Consider the following 15,839-nt stretch of genomic DNA (forward strand, 5'->3'; position numbering starts at 1 on the left):
GAGATAGTCTTTGGGAATGAGTGAAATCTCAAAGGACTTGTTTTTCTGGAGCTTTTTCATCATCTGAGCAACTGTGATTTTGTGTTTCCCCTTTTTCTCTTCATCTGTAATGGTGATGGGAGTATTGGGAATGCGGTAATAAGCGACCACCGTTCGATCTTTTTTGAGGGCTAGATTTTCATGGGTTTCCCTAATAGGATAGGTTAAGGTAATACTCATAGGACCTCCTTTTCTATAGTTTTGTTTTTCAAAGACAATTTCTTCTACTGGCTCTATTCGGTCTTCATGGTAGATTGCTTTTTTATTGAGCTTGAAATCCCAGAAGTAAATCAGGTAGTCCCCAATGAAAACGTGCATCTTCTTACCGTGTGGTTCGTATTCAGTGTAGAATTTAGCGAGTTTATAGGGGAGGTACCAGTAGAGCAATAGTGAAATAGAGTGTGTTAATTTTGCGAGGGGAACCAGGATGAATCCTCCAAAGAGCAACATGGCTACAAAAACGAAGGTAAAGACAATGAAAAAGGATAATTGCATTGGTGTCGCAAAGTACCCAAGGCGAGTCCCCTTTTTTGTCTTGATTTCCTGGATCCAATAGGGGGCGTTCAAGCCCTTACTGTAGTCATAGAGTCTTTCGTCAGTCATACTTAAAGTCCTGAATCAATACCAAAGAGTCGTAGGAACCAGCCGACCACTTTTAGGATATCTTGTCCTTTTGCGATAGAGACGATGACGGCATAGAAACCAACGACTGAGAAGAGTTGAAGCCATGAACTGTTTCGCCAAGCTTTAATAGCCAACAAAACAGCGATAGCGGTGAGAATCCAAATTCCATCGCCTTGGAGGAAGGTACGTAGATTGTCTGTGTTCATAGAGTTCTCCTAATCTTTATCGTTTGCGTAGTTGAGAGGAATGGTGTGTTCTAGTTTTGTAACATAGTAGCTCTTGTCTTTTTCTGAGAGCGTGAAGGTGAAGTTTTCAGAGTGTGTCGTTCCTCCCACCTCAAAGGTTGCTTGTACATAAGCAATGAGATCAGCCCCATCTTTCTTAAGATAGGTATAGTCAATCGTTTTAAAGGTGGTATTGGCTACAATAGCAACGTTCTTAGCAATGAGGTTGAGATTGTCTTGGTTAGTGGTGTAGTTGGTAAAGAAAACCTTGAGGAACTTTTCAACCTTCTTGTGTTGACTGTCTGAGACGTGGTCGTTGGCTGTGAGTTGGAGTTGATCGTCTTCGCTAAAGTGTCCAGCTTGTGAAGAGTCAATCGCTGAGAACCAAGGAAGTCCAGAAACGTAGTATTTCCCCTCTTTTTCATCAAAGGGAATATTAAACCCCGTGACCAGTTCTTTTCCTCGGTGTCTTTGTCATGTTGGATTATTTCCTTGTATTTGACCTTGTAGGTGGCTACCTTCCCTTCGACCGTGACTAACTGTGAGTAGAGCAGGGTACTTGGGTTACGCACTTGACCTTGTGCTTTAACGTCTGGAACGAAGTTATAGAAACTGTTGAGGTGTTCGACTTGTGCTTGTTGTTTATCCCCTTCTTGTGGGAGGGTGAAGTAGGCGTAGACATAGTCATTGAGGTAATACTGGAGCTTGTAGTCATACTTGCGATTAGCGTCTATAGGCTGTGCTTTTTGTTTTTGAGTCGCTTCCACTTGATCTTGTAGTGTTCCCACTTTATTTGAGAGTGTGATGGCACGGACGGATCCCATAAGACCAACAAAAAGGAGGAACGAAATTCCTCCGATAACAGCTAGATTGACGGTCTTTTTCGTAGTAACTTTTAGCTTTGGTGGGCCTCCTTTCTTCTCCACCTTTTTAAAGTTTGAGAGGTATTCTCTTGCTTTTAGTAAGTATCGTTTAGCTTTCGTCATAGGTCCTCCTTTTAGAGACTAGCAAGTTCAATGAGTTTGGAACCTTTGGCATAGAGGCGCTTATTGGCTTTTTCAATCTCACTGTTGATGTAGTAGTAGCCTCGTAACTCATTGTGGAGTTGTTCGACTAATTCAGGCTTTAGGTCCTTGGCTTCTTCTTTTTTGAGAAGAGCGTTGAGTTCTCCAGCCTTGGTCCAAGCCTGTTTGTGGTCTTTCTTTTTGAGCAATTCTCCAAGTTCGTTGGTAACTTGTCCAACTTTGGTTTCAAAAATCGTTTTAGTGGCCATATCAATTTCCTTTCTAAATGTTTCGTGATTGTTTTTGATGGTCTGTTGAATATAGGCAATGAGAGAGGGACGCATTCGTTTATTGAGACTCAGAACCTGACCGTCTAGGGTGAAACAGGCATGTTCATAGTCGTAAAAGCCCCTATCATCTGGAGGTTTTTCGGTACATCTTCCAGCACATTCATAGTAGAAGTCCTTGCCTTTTCTAAGGAGGATATACATGTTCCAAAACTCTTGATCGGGAAGAAGGAGGAAGTCTGCTTGATAGATTTTTTTGAGCATGAATTAGCCCTCTAGAAGGTCCTCGTAGCCTAGCGCTTGGTAAATAAAGTCTGTATCAAACCAAAGCCAATCATTGATTTGAGTGTCGGTAGGGGTATTCCCAGAAAAGAGGTCTTCACAGATGGTGGTTAGGGTATCTATACCACCACGTTCACGGACAGTGTTTAAGGTACTCAGTCCACCAGACCAGGCTTTAAAGTTGTTTAGTGAATTGATTTCGACTTTGTATTCCATAGAGATTTCCTTTCTAGTGTTCATAGTGTTTGTTGGTTTTGAGGAGTCTTAAGATAGCCTCCCCACGATCGGTGATTTCACCGCTATTTTGAATCATCTTCATGTATTCTGTTTGCATGATTTTGTCTGCTTCAGAAACGAGTGCGAGAGAGTTTGCGACTTGATAGGTTAACCAGCGAATGGTCCGTTCGATACTGTAGGGTTGTGGACTGGTTGAGAGTTTTAGGGGTTCGACCCCTCCAAAGAGTTCTTGCCATTTTTCATAGGGTTTATAGGCTCCAAAACGGGTGACACCATCATAGACTTGGATTTCCTTGTTCACGATACCTCTTGCGATTTCTCCGAGGTCCACACCGTTGATGTATTCCTCCACAACTCCTTGGGCTTTCTGGTCTGAAAAGCGTAGTTCGTAGCGGTTCCAGATACCAAAAATCTCCAAGGATTCTTCCAAGGAGATATTTTCCATACGGGCGATTTCGTATCGCTTTTCATAAAAGTTGAAGTAGAGCTGACTTTGACGGCTCCCAAAGTAAAGGGACAGACCGTGATTGGCTTCCATATCATCGTTATCGGTGAAGGAACCCCCACCTGTGATATTCCATTTTCGAATGGTATCTAGGACAATTTCTTTGGCATAGAGCTTATCAATGAGCTTTGGGATTTGGATATGTTCATCCTCGTGCCCATAGCCTTTATAGAGCTCGTCTAGGGCGATATCAAGGCGTTTTACCCTGACATCTTCGTAGGCATAGAGAATAGTTTGAAGAAAGGTTTGCCAAGAAATCCCCTTGTGTTCTAAGAGGAGTTCCATCTCCCGACAGCCTTGACCAGAGAGTTGGAGACAAGTTTGGTAGTTATTAGTGGCAGACTTATCAAAGAAATCGAAAATCCAAATGTTTCCCCGTTGCCACAAGTGGGTATAATTCATGAGCCGTGTTTCTTGGTCAGTAAATTCGCTTAAGTGACAAAAAAGAAAGTTCTCACAGAAAGTTTCTAAATCTCGTAGACTAGGGAAGGTTAGTCGCAAGTAGTCGATGTGAGCCCTGAGATTGTTTTTGTGACACTCTTGATAATAACCGAGTTTTTCTTTGAGTTCTCGGAACTTGTCAATGGTGAGACCTCTTTCCCCTGCTTCATAGGAGCGGTAAGTTCTTATCGGTAAGTCAACGGCTTGTGCAAAGGCTTTTTGGCTGAGGCCTGTTTGTTTTCTGAAGTTTTTGATCTGAAAGGGACTTATTTTAGTCATTCATGGGAACACCTCCTTTTGACTAAGTGACACACTTTTTGGACCAAAGTGACACACTTTCTAAATCTTGAAATCCCAACTCCCACAAGGAATGAGGAGGGGGGACGTGGCACTTTGGCCAAATGTAACCCCCCTATTAGAAATCGGGGGTTGAAGTCTCATCATGGCCTAGGAACTTCGGGCTACGGTCTGCGCCTGACCTGTGGTCAGGCTTGCCCTTGCCCTTGTCCTAGCCCATGATGACTAAGCGTCGCTTCAACGGCTTTTGGATAAGATTTGCGTCCTCCCTCCTCAAAGTGGATGAGACTTTCAAGAAGGAGTTCTTCTTGAAAAGGAGCGACTAGAATGGCGGATTCCGTCCGTTCAAAAACAATCCCTTGTTCTTGCAAGAGATAGATGATCTTTCGAAGCGTCGCCATTTTGAGGTCTTGTTCCTCCGAAAATTCTTTGAGAGGTCGTAGATTAGTATCAGTGTTTAGAGCTTTTTCCTCCTCTATCAATTCAGTTTTTTCAGCTTGTGGTTGATCTTCTCCAAAGACTTCAAATTCTTCGCCATTAAATTCCATGATAGGGATTTTTGCGTAGGCATCATAGAAAGAGAAGCCTTGGTCGAGAGGTACGTAAGGAGAGAAGAATTCTCCAGCTAAGTCCCCGTTATTAGCAATATAACCTCGTCCTTTAACTTTGACGCCATTAATTTCATCGAGCTTTTTAAACTCTTTGGTTTTGTTGGCATCTCCAAACATCATGTCGTAACCCGTTGATTCCAAGTGTCCAACCGAGAGGCGTTTCATAAAGTTATCTCGAAGAGCTGTCTTGATAAACTCACCGTCAGGCCGTTGCATGGCAAAGATGATAAAGACACCAGCCTGACGCCCTTCTAGAACGAGTTGAGAGAGGTATTCCATGAGTTCAGACTGTAAGCTATAGTCACGGTCAATCTTGGCTATAAGGGCTGCCCACTCGTCTACGAGAATGAATTTGGGTATCATGCCGTAGTGTGTAAAGTTCTTTCCAGCTTGAAATTTGGGTGAGGTGGACATAAGCTCGTAGCGTTTTTCCATGAAGGCCACATTTTCTTTAAAACACTGGATGATATCTTCTTTACTTGTATAGACACGACCATGAAAGACAGGAATCTTTTTGAGTCCAGCCAGGTCAGAGTTCTTTGGATCACAGATATCCACAAAGCCAATCTTAGCCAGTGCATAGATAATGGTCATGAGAACAACGGTTTTACCGCCCCCAGTTCCCCCACCAATGAGCAGATGAGGCTCTTCAATATAATCCCAAGTGACGTCTTTCATAAGTTGGAGTTTAGAACCCTTGACCTCGACGTCGTTAATGGTGATACGGCTATCAATGCGGTTGATGGCAATGTCATAGGTGATAAACCGTTTATCAAAGGTTTTATTACGAAAGTCCCCATTAAACATGACTTCAAGGGTCGAGCCAAGATTGAGAAAACGGTCCTGAAATTTATTGCCTTCTAGAATAAAATGAACTTCAATCTTGTAGCGAGACTGTTTCAAGTAGATCTGAGGAAGGATAATCTTTTCAATTGTTTTGTTTTCACGTCTGATATTTTTTATCAAATAGAGGTTGTTTTCGATCAAGAAGCGAGACAAAATTCGTAGGCTATTGAGCTTTTGGAAGAAGACGATTTTCTCGTAGCACATGCGATTCAGTAGGTAAGCCACTAAGCAAGAAGCAACAAGGACACCCCCGATAAAGTAAACTTGTGGCAAGGGATGGTCCTTCAATTCTTCTAGGTTGACATAGCAATAATGTCCAATCGCTAACAAAGAAGGGAACCACCAGATAAACCAGGTGATTCCCCGAATATGACGATAAAAGGCCCTAACTCTTATCCCACGATAGGTAAAGAGCTTCATAGTGCATCACCTCCTAGTTTTCTTTCTTGTTGTCTAGAGGTTTGTTTTCCTTAAAAGGTGCTCCTCCATTCTTTTTCTTGATTTTAGAAGCAAAGAGCTTGTAAATATCATTGCGGTTAACGTGCGTATGGGTGATGACGATATCTTCAAGTTCAACCTCTTCTCGGTATTTAATGCCTAGATCTTCAATTTCAGACTGGGCCATATCAGCAATGGTGAAAAAGAGGGTCTCATGCTGGACAGAAGAGTGAATCGCCACAACAATCCCACGGATTTCACCTGTATTGACTTGGACAAATGATCCATCAGGGTTTCGTTGGGTGCGGTCTTCTTCATAGATGATATCAGGACCTTCAATCCCACGGAAAGATAGCTTTCCAAGGACTTCTGGCACGTTTAGACCATCTGTAATGACACGATAGGTCTTGTCCGCAATTTGTAGTTTTCCTCCGTAGTTTAATCCAATTTTAGCCATATGTATTTCTCCTTTACTTTCTTATTTTTTTAGGACCAATTTTTCCGCAAAGACATTAAGCGCTGGGGCAACTGAGTTCCCGTTTAGAGCTGTGTCTGAGAGAAAGATTGGGTTGACGGCTTCTACGAGAGCATCTTCTGGGAAGACGGTGGTAGAAGCAGGGGTAATGACGTGGAAGGCCCCATGTTTTTCACTATTAAGAATGTGGCGTTGGTATTTACCTTCTTTTCCAAAGATAAAGCGAGGCGCATTCCCCAATTTTTCGTAGTAGGCAGGGCCGATAAAGTCTGGTTTCATGACAAGTGTTTCTGGAATCATAAGTCATTTCCTTTCTGATTTTAAGCAAAAGAAAAAGAGTTAAGCTAGTTGCTTCACTCTTGAGTAGTAGTGGGTAAATAGTTTACGTTTAAACTGTCGACTATAGAACTGAATATCACCGCTAGGGTAGTTGTTTCTGCGAGCTTCTTGGACTAAATGATCGAGATCAAGAAGTGCTTGTGTATAGAGTTTTGCTTGTAGTTTAGGCGAGTAGCTAAACATGGCATAGGTGAATTCATAGTTATCATAGAGACGTTTACATTGTAATGCGAAAAAAGTTAGTCATAATTTCTCCTTTATTGTAAGCGTAAAAAAGCTACTAAGACGTAAGGAAAACTTAGTAGCTTGAGAGTAAGTCCATCTATATAGATAGACAGCAGTAAAGAAAAGTTGTTTGGTTGGAAAGATTCCTCTTTCCACGGTGGCAACGTTTAGCAAGGTGCATTGCGTCAATTACCATCGCTTGCCCGGCCAATCTCTTTAGGGAGTCCTTATCATACCCAAGGGATTCTCTTACGCAACTTTGCGCAACCAGTTCACTTTACTATTCGGCAAAAGTGCTAATCGTCCGAAATGCGTGGAAGTCCACAAATACTAGTTTTAACTCTTCACTTCAACCATAAAACGAACTTGACTTTACTTGTCAAAACAATTACAATAAAGGTACGAAGTTTAGTGTAGTTTGATAGTCAGTCCTCTGGTTGTCAGACGCACTTTTTATTTAATTGTCAAAGAGCGTTGAAATGAACCTTTCAAATAAGGTTATTATTTTTCAACTTTAGCACAACTATCAGTTGTTATGTTTATTATACAACCAATAGTTGTTATCGTCAACCGTTTTTTGAAAAATTTAAAAATATTTCTTTAAGGGGAACTATAATGGATCTTGCGGAACACCTTAAGACCTTGAGAAAACAGGCTAAAATGACCCAAGCTCAAGTCGCAAAAGCTATCGAAATTTCGCAACAAGGATACGCTTATTGGGAACAAGGAAAAAACGTCCAAGTCATGACAATCTCGTGAAGATTGCCAAACTATTTAATGTCTCAGTCGATACCTTGGTATCAAATGATAAAACTGATGATATTGATTTGTCAGAAGTAGAATTGCTCTTCAGAAGCACATCAGACGGTATGAGCAATGAAGAAAAACAAGTCTTCAAACAAGAGCTCCTTCAGTTTATGAAAGAGCGGAAGAAACTTTTTGATGATGGAAAATAAAAATTCTTCACTTTTTAAAAGAACTTAGAATATCAAAAGGACTAACCAGAAGTGAACTTGCCAAACAATTTGGTGTATCAGAACGTACAGTAGCCCGTTGGGAAAATGGGGAGACGGATATGTATCAGAGTACGGCTGTTAAGTTGGCCGAGTTCTATGATGTTAGTATGGATATATTCAAATAAATAGAAAGAGGATTCACTTGGTAGAACTAATTATTTTGCTTATTCTTTTAGTAATCGGAGGTGTTTACTTACATATTGAGAAGAAGCGTCAAGACTTTTATAATAAAACTCAGTATAGTAAACAGATAGATATTGAGTATAACGATTGGTACTCTAAAGAAAACATTGGAACACTCCTAAACCACAAACAAAATACTAAATTTTATCAACAGGCTAAATTATATAAACTTAAAGAACCGTTAGAACTACATGGAATTGAAAAGTCTGATATAAATAACTATGTAGAATTTCTAAAAAATGGTAAGGGGAAACCAATTACATTAAAAAGAGTCTTTGATGGTATTATTTATGTATTTGGAGGTAGTTCTTTTTTATATCAATTTTTTCCTGAGTGGAAAAATAGGGGTGTAATTAAAAATTTATGCGATATCATTCAACCCCACTGGGGAAAATATGCAAACACAATAACTATTATAGGAACTTTAGGACTTATAATTACAGTTGTAATCGGAGTTATCTGGATGATGTTCAAGATTGGTACATTCCAAGATAGACATAAAAAATTGGATAAAATCAGATTACTAACGGAGTTGTTAGAGATTTGGGATTATTCAATAGATGGCTCAGTTACAGAAAATTCAGATGCAGTCAAAGGTTCTAAAAAGATTTATCCAAATATTAAGCTGATTGAAGATGAAAAATCAAAAATGGAAGTAGGAGAAGAGGTTAATGAAGCTTTTAATGAATTATTTGGTGGATTAGAAAGTTGTTGTAAAAAGATTTATCAATTTTGGCTTAAAGGAAAAATACCGTACATATTATTCATTACTCTACTTACTTTTGTATTAATAATTTTATCAAGTAAAGTGATATGGCAAGGCATTTTAGTGTGCTGTGTATTCATAACCGTAATATTTATTGCTTTTTTGCTTTTTTATATTGCTCAACTGAAGAAAAATACTGTCAAATTAGCTAATGTCGAGCAGGCTGAGAGAGAGAATCAATTGAAACGGAACTCAAAGAATAGAAATATCATTTTTGCAAGCTATCTTGTATTAACTATTCTATTTTTAGTGATTGCTTTCTGCGTAAAACTTAATTTAATTTTGTATATATTATTCTCAGTTGCTATTTTAATGATCTTAGGATATTTTACTTTTTTCAAAAATTACGATTAAGAGTAAAGTGTTTGGTGGACAATCGTCCACTTTTTCTATATAATTATTGTTAGTTTATAAAACAACATAACTTCAAGGAGGTATTATGGATACACGATACAGCCAAATTAAGGAAGTTGCAAATCGTTATATTTACAAGTATATCAAGGAAAATGACTCTTCTCTTTTGGGGTATGATTTTGAAGGGTTCTTCAACCATGTAGTTGAGAGTCACAATATCAAGGTTATGGAACATCATTTTTCCAGTCGCAAGATTGAAGGGCTGACCTTGATTGATGAGAGTGGTGTTTCTTTCTCCTATGAAAAGGAAAATCCGCAAGTAAAACAGAACTTTACCAAGTGCCATGAGTTGGGACATTTTCTACTAAAGCATACTGGCTATTTCTTTACAGAGCTAAAGGACGAATCTGACTCTATCTTTGAGAGCGAAGCAAATCTTTTTTCAGCATTTGTGCTTATGCCTAGTATTGTTTTGCTGTCAAAGATATTTTATAGGCATGATAGCTTTTCACGAGTAATGAAAGATCTGAAAGTTTCTGCTGAAGCCTTGGTCTATCGCTTGAGAGACTTATTCAGTTATGAAACAACTCGTTCATTAGATGAGGTTAACCATGCTATTCAAGACTACAAAAACGGTCAGTTGGATAGGATTGTAGATATGTTTGGCTTATTGAAGTCGTCTATTATTGCAGAGTACCAGCAAGTTATCATAGATATGCTGGCTAAAGTCTATCATTTGCTGACCAGAGACGGTTATCTATCAGACCGACAAATCTATGAATTGAAGGATAAAGAGTATAGACAGACTTTGGAAGCTGAAAAATCAGATATTTCTTGTGGTCAACTTTTTGATTATGGTAAGGTCATTTATTTTGCTTGGAAAAAGGATAAGCTAACAGAGAGACAAGCTGTTAGTAACGCTAAAACACAACTACTGTTAGAAAGGACATGAGATGTTCAACAGTACAAAATTAAAACAAAAACGTGAAGAGTTGGGAATGAAACAAAGTGAGGTTGCACGTCTTCTTGATATCAACCGCTCTTCTTATTTCTCTTGGGAAAATGGCAGAGCAGTCCCAAACAAGACTAACTTGAAAAATATTGCTGAGATTTTAGGAGTGACGGAAGAGTTCTTCTATGAGGAAGAAATCACTATGCTTTATAAGCAACTGAATCCTTCTAATCAGACCAAGGCTATGAACTATGTTAAAGACTTAGTAGATAAGCAGTCTAACATTGTTGCTATGCCTACCTTCCCTTATCGTGTCTATGAAAGCTTATCAGCTGGTATTGGTGCTACTGTATATGATAATAAGATCTTTGATACGGTTTACTTTGATAAGGAACTAGCTCATGACTTTGCTTCCTGGATTTCAGGGGATTCCATGGAGCCAACCTATCATAGCGGATCTGTTGCTCTTATTCGTGAAACAGGCTTTGATTATGACGGAGCAGTTTATGCGGTAGTGTGGAATTCACAGACCTTTATCAAGAAAGTTTACCGTGAGAAAGAAGGACTACGACTAGTTTCCATTAACAAGGACTATAAGGACATCCATATTCCTTACGATGAAAATCCACGTATTGTGGGTAAAATTGTAGGTAATTTTATGCCGTTAGAGGTGTAAAATGGGCTATTTTGATTATTCACGAGAACCGAAATCTGATATTGCTTTTGTGGATATGAAATCTTTCTATGCTAGTGTCGAGTGTGTTGAAAGAGAATTGCATCCTTTAAAGACCTCACTTTGTGTGATGAGTCGAGCGGATAATTCCAACGGACTGATTTTGGCTTCCTCTCCTATGTTCAAGAAAGTCTTTGGGAAATCGAACGTAGGGCGGAGCTATGATTTACCTTTTGATATTCATACTAGGAAATTCTCTTATTACAATGCGAGAAGGCAAGGGCTACCAACAACTCTCTAATATGTCAGATATATTGAGGAATGGGCAAAAGTGACATTTATTGTCCCTCCGAGAATGGATATGTACATTGAGAAGAATCTGGAGATTCAGCATATCTTCCAAGACTATGCAAGTATCGAAGACATTCTTCCTTATTCGATTGATGAGGGCTTTATTGACCTAACTTCTTCTTTAAATTACTTTATCTCAGATAAGAATATATCAAGCCAGAAAAAGTTGGATATGGTATCAGCACGTATTCAACGGGATATTTGGCGAAAAACAGGGATTTATTCCACTGTTGGCATGTCAAATAGTAACTCTCTTTTAGCTAAACTAGCTTTGGATAATGAAGCCAAGCATACCTCAATGATGAGGGCGAATTGGTCTTATGAAGATGTAGAAGACAAGGTCTGGAACATTCCTAAGATGACAGACTTTTGGGGCATCGGCTCCCGTATAGAGAAAAGGCTGAATAAGTTAGGCATCTACTCAATCCGGGAATTAGCCAACTTCAGTCCTGATATTCTTAAAAAGGAACTTGGAGTAGTTGGTGTTGACCTTTTCTTTCATGCCAATGGTATTGATGAAAGTAATGTCCACAATCCCTATAAGCCAAAAAGCAAAGGCCTAAGAAATTCACAAGTCTTGCCTAGAGATTATGTCAAACAAGTTGATATTGAATTGATTTTAAGAGAAATGGCAGAGCAGGTAGCCATTCGATTGAGAAGATCTCATAAAAAGTGTTGTACAGTTTCCATCTCTATAGGTTTTTCAAGGAAAGAAATGAAACGACCTATCCAGGCTCAAACGAAGATAGAACCGACTAATAATACTAGAGTTCTTACCGATCATGTTCTATTCTTGTTTAGAAAGAAATACGATTCAGGAGCAGTCAGAAATGTAGCCGTTAGTTATTCAAATTTTGTAGATGATTCAATTCAAGTCATCTCGCTATTTGATGATGTAGAAAAAATTGATAAAGAAGAAAGGCTCCAAACAGCGATTGATACTATCCGAAATCAATTTGGATTTACAACAATTCAAAAGGGAAACTCTTTGCTAGAAGCATCAAGGAGCTTGGAGCGAAGTAAGTTGATTGGTGGACACTCAGCTGGTGGACTAGATGGTTTGAAATGATTGATAGAAGTTACCATCCCTTCCAGTCAGCAAGGGAACATCAAGATAGGGGAATGATGAAATGGATAGGCTTCTTCCTTTCAGAACATACAACCTCATTGACAGATGCTAAGAACAAGGTTTATATGAATAATGAGCTGACTAAGTTAGATAAACTAACCTTGATTACCCAGTTGTATCTTGGTGGTCTGACAGGAATATTTGAGGCCAAATCTGAAAATAGAAAAGAGCGATACACAGGACAAGTAACAGAAATCAGTCCGTCTGAAATTACAATAAAAACAGCTGATAAATACCATCTGCTTCAAGTAGATGAATCAGTTTAATGGAGGAATTGAGCGATGAGTAGGAGAGAGATTTATAAAGATAAATTACAGTTTGACTATTTCTCGGATACCTATATCAAGTTTGAAGAAGACTTCTACAAGTATTCAGCTATGGATGTACCATTGACATTCCTCACTGATGATATACTAAGAGAAATGGCCATGAGTCAAAAGAATTATTTCAAACTCAATAAAGAAAACAGCAAAGATGGACGGGATCACTATTACAATTTTAAGATTGTTGTTAGTGATGAAAATAAAGTAATTAGGATTTACAGATATGAAAGACATAGTTTTTGAGAAAGTAATAAAAGCATGATGAATACAACATCATGCTTTTTAAAATAGATTTGTTTCAACCTGAGTAGCTTCAATACGTTTTTGAGCTAAATCAATAAATTCTTTGCTTTGTTCTATTCCAAGGAATTTTCTGTTTAGTATTTTACACGCAACACCAGTTGTACCACTGCCAAGAAAAGGATCTAAAATCAGATCTCCTTCTTTAGTAGAAGCTAAAAGTAGTCTTTCTAAAAGATACAAAGGTTTTTGTGTAGGATGTTTTCCAAGCTTTTTTCTTTTGGTGGGGTAAGTGGCCCAGCCCAAACATCTTTCATCTGCTTACCGTTATTAATTTCTCGCATTAGGTCATAGTTGAAAAAATGTTTATTATTTTTAATATCTTTTTTAGCCCACAATACTGTCTCGGTACTATGAGTGAAAGTTCTTCTTGCTAGATTTGGTGGTGGATTGAGCTTCTGCCAAGTAATATTGTTGATGATTTTAAAGCCTTCTTGCTCTAGAGCCATACCAATAGAGTATATATTGTGAAGAGTACCACTAATCCATATAGTACCATCATCAGCTAATACTTGTTTACATTTTTTAATCCAGCTTCTGTTGAATTTGTGTTTTTCGGCAGTAGTTAAGCACTTATCCCAATCCCCTTTATTTACGCTGACTTGTTTTCCACCAGAATTTGTAAAGCCATCATTTGATAGAAAATATGGTGGATCAGCAAAGATGCAGTTAACTGATTTAGGTTTTATTTTTTTAATATTTCGAATGAATCTCCATTAACAAGAATAGTAGAATCATTTTCAAAATAAGGGGTAAAGTTTTTGGGAAAATATTTTTTCATTGTTAAACCTCAAGTTAATAATTTGTAATTATGACTTCTTCCCCAACTCTATTTTTAGCATCACTATTGATCATACGTTTAACATTGACTTCTTTGACATGGAAATCTTTGTATAAATCTCTGATGAACTCTGTATTATGATTGGTGAGAATACAGTAAACCCCATTTTTTGTTAATTTTTAAAAAGGTTTGCTAAACGAATGTGTTCTTCAGTACTAAAACCTTCTTTAGTGTAAGAATCAAAAGAAGTAGGATTTAGTGGATCATAAGGAGAATCGAAGAAAACGAGGTCTCCTTTTTTGCTTTAATAGCTGTTTCTTCGAAATCTTGATTGTAAATATCTACTGTTTGCAGAAATTGAGAAATTTGTACTAAATTATCTCGTTCATAAATGTTGATAGTGGTTTTTTGGTTAGATGGGACGTTGAAAAGTCCTTTAGAATTAACTCTGTATAGACCATTGAAACACGCTTTGTTGAGATACAAGAAAAGGGCACTTCTATTTAAGGATTCATTATCATCAAAAATAATTTGGTTGAAATTATCTCGTTGTTGATAGTAGAATTCTTTGGCTTTTTCTTTATCGCCATACGAATTGTGCTCATTTTGAAGTTTATCTAGTAATGGAAGTAATTTATCGAGGTTGTGTTTTATATCGTTATATGTCCCAATTAAGACGTGATTATTATCGCTGATAACTGAGTTTTTACGTTCTAATTCAAGGAGTAGAGCTCCACCACCGATAAATGGTTCAAAATACTGATTGAAATTTGAGGGTATAATTTTTGTTAATTCGGGAATTAGTTGTCTTTTTCCACCCGCCCATTTTACAAAAGGTTGCAAGTGATAGACCTCCTTCTTAATTTTATTGATAGAACATTAGCAGGTTCTATTATATCAGATAATTAAAAGAATAGAAAATATCTGAAAAGTGATCTATAATAGATCAAATTGATTTTTGTTTGAAATTGAATAAGTTGGTTTAAAAATAAGGATATAAAGGGGAATTCTGAAATGAAACTACATGAAGCTGAAAGAAAGTTGAACGAGATTGCCAATATTAAATTTAAAGACTTATTTACTGCCGAAGAATTACAAACTATCATAGTTAATAAAGGCAAGACAGGACAACTTTTAGAATTAGCTTTGGGGATGAAACTATCCAATAAAAATAGAGATTTTGAGGATGGGGAATTGAAGACTAATAAGTGTGACGAAACAGGCAAACCAGCAGAAACGATTTTTATTACTCAGGTTAGTAACATGATCGATGATTTGTTGCAGAATAAACCATTTGAAGAAACATCACTCTTTGAAAAAATTGACAATATTTTGTATGTTCCCGTTTGTAAAGTTGGGGAACCGACAGAATGGTCGTTTTTAGAGAGCGTCCATGTTAATTTGAATGAAGAACGATTCTTTTGTTTGAGGGAACAACTACATAAGGATTATGATACAATTTGCCAGTTGTTGAACCATCATATTGAAACCAGTAAGGATGGATTTATCCATACTTCAAACGGGAAATTCATTCAAATAAGAAGTAAGGATTCTAAACCATATCATCCAATTTATTCAAATGTGTATGGTAGAGAGGTTTCGAACAAAAATCACGCTTTCTATTTTAAAAAGCAATTTGTAGGGGAAATCAGAAGAATACTTGGACTGTAATTTGGGATAGTATTTAATGACTGAGTTGGCTCTCGAAAAATATGAAAATGCCTTTTTTAATTTAAAAGATGAAGAATATACTGTTTAATGCTTTCATGTTTAAGTATTTTTTGAATTCTTTAAATGCAAACGATGGTTTTTATAAAATTATTTCAACAGCAACACATATAAAAAGGAGAAGTGTATGAAAACTTTTAAAGGAAATACAAGGGATTTAGGTGAAATTGAAAATCCTCGTGATATTTATTGCTTTAGAGATGGATCAAAAATCCAATTTAACAAAGGTCAAAAAGATGATTATAGAGTAACATATTTTCCAAATGGGGATGAAAATGACGGTTATTCTCCAATGGATTATGATTATTTCGAAGATTTACTTGACCTAAAGAATAAAGATGAACAATGTAATTCTAACCGTGTATGGGAAGAACTCTTACAGGTTTCTAACTTGGTGCAACAAAATGGT

General features: G+C 37.5%; 16 protein-coding genes and 6 pseudogenes. 10 read left to right on the plus strand and 12 right to left on the minus strand.

The genetic code is table 11. From position 1 onward, the window contains the following. Nucleotides 1-243: 243 nt before the first annotated feature. The 9 genes and pseudogenes from HSISS2_RS00585 to HSISS2_RS00625 all read right to left on the minus strand — a co-directional run. A pseudogene (locus HSISS2_RS00585) lies at nucleotides 244-642 on the minus strand (conjugal transfer protein); the annotation flags it as partial. A 2-nt stretch (nucleotides 643-644) separates the two neighbouring features. Next, nucleotides 645-869 (minus strand): hypothetical protein, encoded by a 225-nt coding sequence (locus tag HSISS2_RS00590; RefSeq protein ID WP_021144863.1) that lies wholly within the window; start codon nucleotides 867-869, stop codon nucleotides 645-647. A 9-nt stretch (nucleotides 870-878) separates the two neighbouring features. Continuing rightward, nucleotides 879-1,873: pseudogene (locus tag HSISS2_RS00595) on the minus strand (conjugal transfer protein). Between the two features lie 11 nt (nucleotides 1,874-1,884). Then, on the minus strand, nucleotides 1,885-2,442 hold the full coding sequence (locus tag HSISS2_RS00600) for a hypothetical protein (protein WP_021144866.1): 558 nt from the start codon (nucleotides 2,440-2,442) through the stop codon (nucleotides 1,885-1,887). A 3-nt stretch (nucleotides 2,443-2,445) separates the two neighbouring features. Beyond that, nucleotides 2,446-2,676 (minus strand): hypothetical protein, encoded by a 231-nt coding sequence (locus HSISS2_RS00605; RefSeq protein ID WP_021144867.1) that lies wholly within the window; start codon nucleotides 2,674-2,676, stop codon nucleotides 2,446-2,448. Between the two features lie 13 nt (nucleotides 2,677-2,689). Next, nucleotides 2,690-3,922, minus strand: coding sequence for a replication initiation factor domain-containing protein (locus HSISS2_RS00610; protein ID WP_042766868.1), 1,233 nt, complete (start codon nucleotides 3,920-3,922; stop codon nucleotides 2,690-2,692). 206 nt (nucleotides 3,923-4,128) lie between these two features. Next, nucleotides 4,129-5,817, minus strand: a complete 1,689-nt coding sequence (locus HSISS2_RS00615) for an FtsK/SpoIIIE domain-containing protein (RefSeq protein WP_021144869.1) — start codon at nucleotides 5,815-5,817, stop codon at nucleotides 4,129-4,131. Nucleotides 5,818-5,830: 13 nt separating this feature from the next. After that, nucleotides 5,831-6,292: a hypothetical protein gene (locus HSISS2_RS00620; RefSeq protein ID WP_021144870.1), complete on the minus strand. Its 462-nt coding sequence runs from the start codon at nucleotides 6,290-6,292 to the stop codon at nucleotides 5,831-5,833. Between the two features lie 21 nt (nucleotides 6,293-6,313). After that, a complete protein-coding gene (locus tag HSISS2_RS00625) occupies nucleotides 6,314-6,610 on the minus strand; it encodes a hypothetical protein (RefSeq protein ID WP_021144871.1) in 297 nt (98 codons plus the stop codon). 879 nt (nucleotides 6,611-7,489) lie between these two features. Between HSISS2_RS00625 and HSISS2_RS00630 the strand changes: the two are divergent. The 8 genes and pseudogenes from HSISS2_RS00630 to HSISS2_RS00660 all read left to right on the plus strand — a co-directional run bounded on the left by HSISS2_RS00630 (nucleotide 7,490) and on the right by HSISS2_RS00660 (nucleotide 12,864). Further along, nucleotides 7,490-7,830 (plus strand): annotated as a pseudogene (locus HSISS2_RS00630) (helix-turn-helix transcriptional regulator). Between the two features lie 2 nt (nucleotides 7,831-7,832). Then, entirely contained in the window at nucleotides 7,833-8,015 is a 183-nt protein-coding gene (locus tag HSISS2_RS10580) for a helix-turn-helix transcriptional regulator (protein ID WP_134981473.1), read from the plus strand. 17 nt (nucleotides 8,016-8,032) lie between these two features. Continuing rightward, a complete protein-coding gene (locus HSISS2_RS00635; protein WP_021144874.1) occupies nucleotides 8,033-9,193 on the plus strand; it encodes a hypothetical protein in 1,161 nt (386 codons plus the stop codon). A gap of 85 nt (nucleotides 9,194-9,278) precedes the next feature. Further along, a complete protein-coding gene (locus HSISS2_RS00640; protein WP_021144875.1) occupies nucleotides 9,279-10,145 on the plus strand; it encodes an ImmA/IrrE family metallo-endopeptidase in 867 nt (288 codons plus the stop codon). A gap of 1 nt (nucleotide 10,146) precedes the next feature. Further along, entirely contained in the window at nucleotides 10,147-10,821 is a 675-nt protein-coding gene (locus HSISS2_RS00645; RefSeq protein ID WP_021144876.1) for an XRE family transcriptional regulator, read from the plus strand. Between the two features lies 1 nt (nucleotide 10,822). Beyond that, a pseudogene (locus HSISS2_RS00650) lies at nucleotides 10,823-12,238 on the plus strand (Y-family DNA polymerase). Continuing rightward, the gene (locus tag HSISS2_RS00655; protein WP_134981393.1) at nucleotides 12,235-12,564 is read left to right on the plus strand and encodes a hypothetical protein; all 330 of its coding nucleotides are present in this window, start codon (nucleotides 12,235-12,237) and stop codon (nucleotides 12,562-12,564) included. The pseudogene HSISS2_RS00650 and the gene HSISS2_RS00655 overlap by 4 nt, the downstream one beginning before the upstream one ends. Before the next feature lie 15 nt (nucleotides 12,565-12,579). Continuing rightward, nucleotides 12,580-12,864: a DUF5960 family protein gene (locus HSISS2_RS00660; protein ID WP_042766869.1), complete on the plus strand. Its 285-nt coding sequence runs from the start codon at nucleotides 12,580-12,582 to the stop codon at nucleotides 12,862-12,864. Nucleotides 12,865-12,903: 39 nt separating this feature from the next. Here the strand turns inward: HSISS2_RS00660 and HSISS2_RS00665 are convergent. The 3 genes and pseudogenes from HSISS2_RS00665 to HSISS2_RS00670 form a co-directional block, all read right to left on the minus strand. Further along, nucleotides 12,904-13,702 (minus strand): annotated as a pseudogene (locus HSISS2_RS00665) (site-specific DNA-methyltransferase). 172 nt (nucleotides 13,703-13,874) lie between these two features. Then, nucleotides 13,875-13,943 (minus strand): annotated as a pseudogene (locus tag HSISS2_RS11560) (hypothetical protein); the annotation flags it as partial. A 14-nt stretch (nucleotides 13,944-13,957) separates the two neighbouring features. After that, a complete protein-coding gene (locus tag HSISS2_RS00670; RefSeq protein WP_021144881.1) occupies nucleotides 13,958-14,545 on the minus strand; it encodes a Dam family site-specific DNA-(adenine-N6)-methyltransferase in 588 nt (195 codons plus the stop codon). A gap of 171 nt (nucleotides 14,546-14,716) precedes the next feature. Between HSISS2_RS00670 and HSISS2_RS00675 the strand changes: the two genes are divergently transcribed. Continuing rightward, nucleotides 14,717-15,373, plus strand: coding sequence for a MutH/Sau3AI family endonuclease (locus tag HSISS2_RS00675; RefSeq protein WP_021144882.1), 657 nt, complete (start codon nucleotides 14,717-14,719; stop codon nucleotides 15,371-15,373). 184 nt (nucleotides 15,374-15,557) lie between these two features. After that, a partial coding sequence (locus HSISS2_RS11285) for a hypothetical protein (protein WP_042766870.1) occupies nucleotides 15,558-15,839 on the plus strand: 282 nt, incomplete at its 3' end.

The organism is Streptococcus sp. HSISS2 (assembly GCF_000448665.1).
In the GTDB taxonomy this organism is placed as follows: domain Bacteria; phylum Bacillota; class Bacilli; order Lactobacillales; family Streptococcaceae; genus Streptococcus; species Streptococcus raffinosi.

Coding starts and splice junctions, on each gene's coding strand:
- HSISS2_RS00590 (WP_021144863.1), bottom strand. CDS start 869: ATGAACACAGACAATCTACGTACCTTCCTCCAAGGCGATGGAATTTGG.
- HSISS2_RS00600 (WP_021144866.1), bottom strand. CDS start 2,442: ATGCTCAAAAAAATCTATCAAGCAGACTTCCTCCTTCTTCCCGATCAA.
- HSISS2_RS00605 (WP_021144867.1), bottom strand. CDS start 2,676: ATGGAATACAAAGTCGAAATCAATTCACTAAACAACTTTAAAGCCTGG.
- HSISS2_RS00610 (WP_042766868.1), bottom strand. CDS start 3,922: ATGACTAAAATAAGTCCCTTTCAGATCAAAAACTTCAGAAAACAAACA.
- HSISS2_RS00615 (WP_021144869.1), bottom strand. CDS start 5,817: ATGAAGCTCTTTACCTATCGTGGGATAAGAGTTAGGGCCTTTTATCGT.
- HSISS2_RS00620 (WP_021144870.1), bottom strand. CDS start 6,292: ATGGCTAAAATTGGATTAAACTACGGAGGAAAACTACAAATTGCGGAC.
- HSISS2_RS00625 (WP_021144871.1), bottom strand. CDS start 6,610: ATGATTCCAGAAACACTTGTCATGAAACCAGACTTTATCGGCCCTGCC.
- HSISS2_RS00640 (WP_021144875.1), top strand. CDS start 9,279: ATGGATACACGATACAGCCAAATTAAGGAAGTTGCAAATCGTTATATT.
- HSISS2_RS00645 (WP_021144876.1), top strand. CDS start 10,147: ATGTTCAACAGTACAAAATTAAAACAAAAACGTGAAGAGTTGGGAATG.
- HSISS2_RS00655 (WP_134981393.1), top strand. CDS start 12,235: ATGATTGATAGAAGTTACCATCCCTTCCAGTCAGCAAGGGAACATCAA.
- HSISS2_RS00660 (WP_042766869.1), top strand. CDS start 12,580: ATGAGTAGGAGAGAGATTTATAAAGATAAATTACAGTTTGACTATTTC.
- HSISS2_RS00675 (WP_021144882.1), top strand. CDS start 14,717: ATGAAACTACATGAAGCTGAAAGAAAGTTGAACGAGATTGCCAATATT.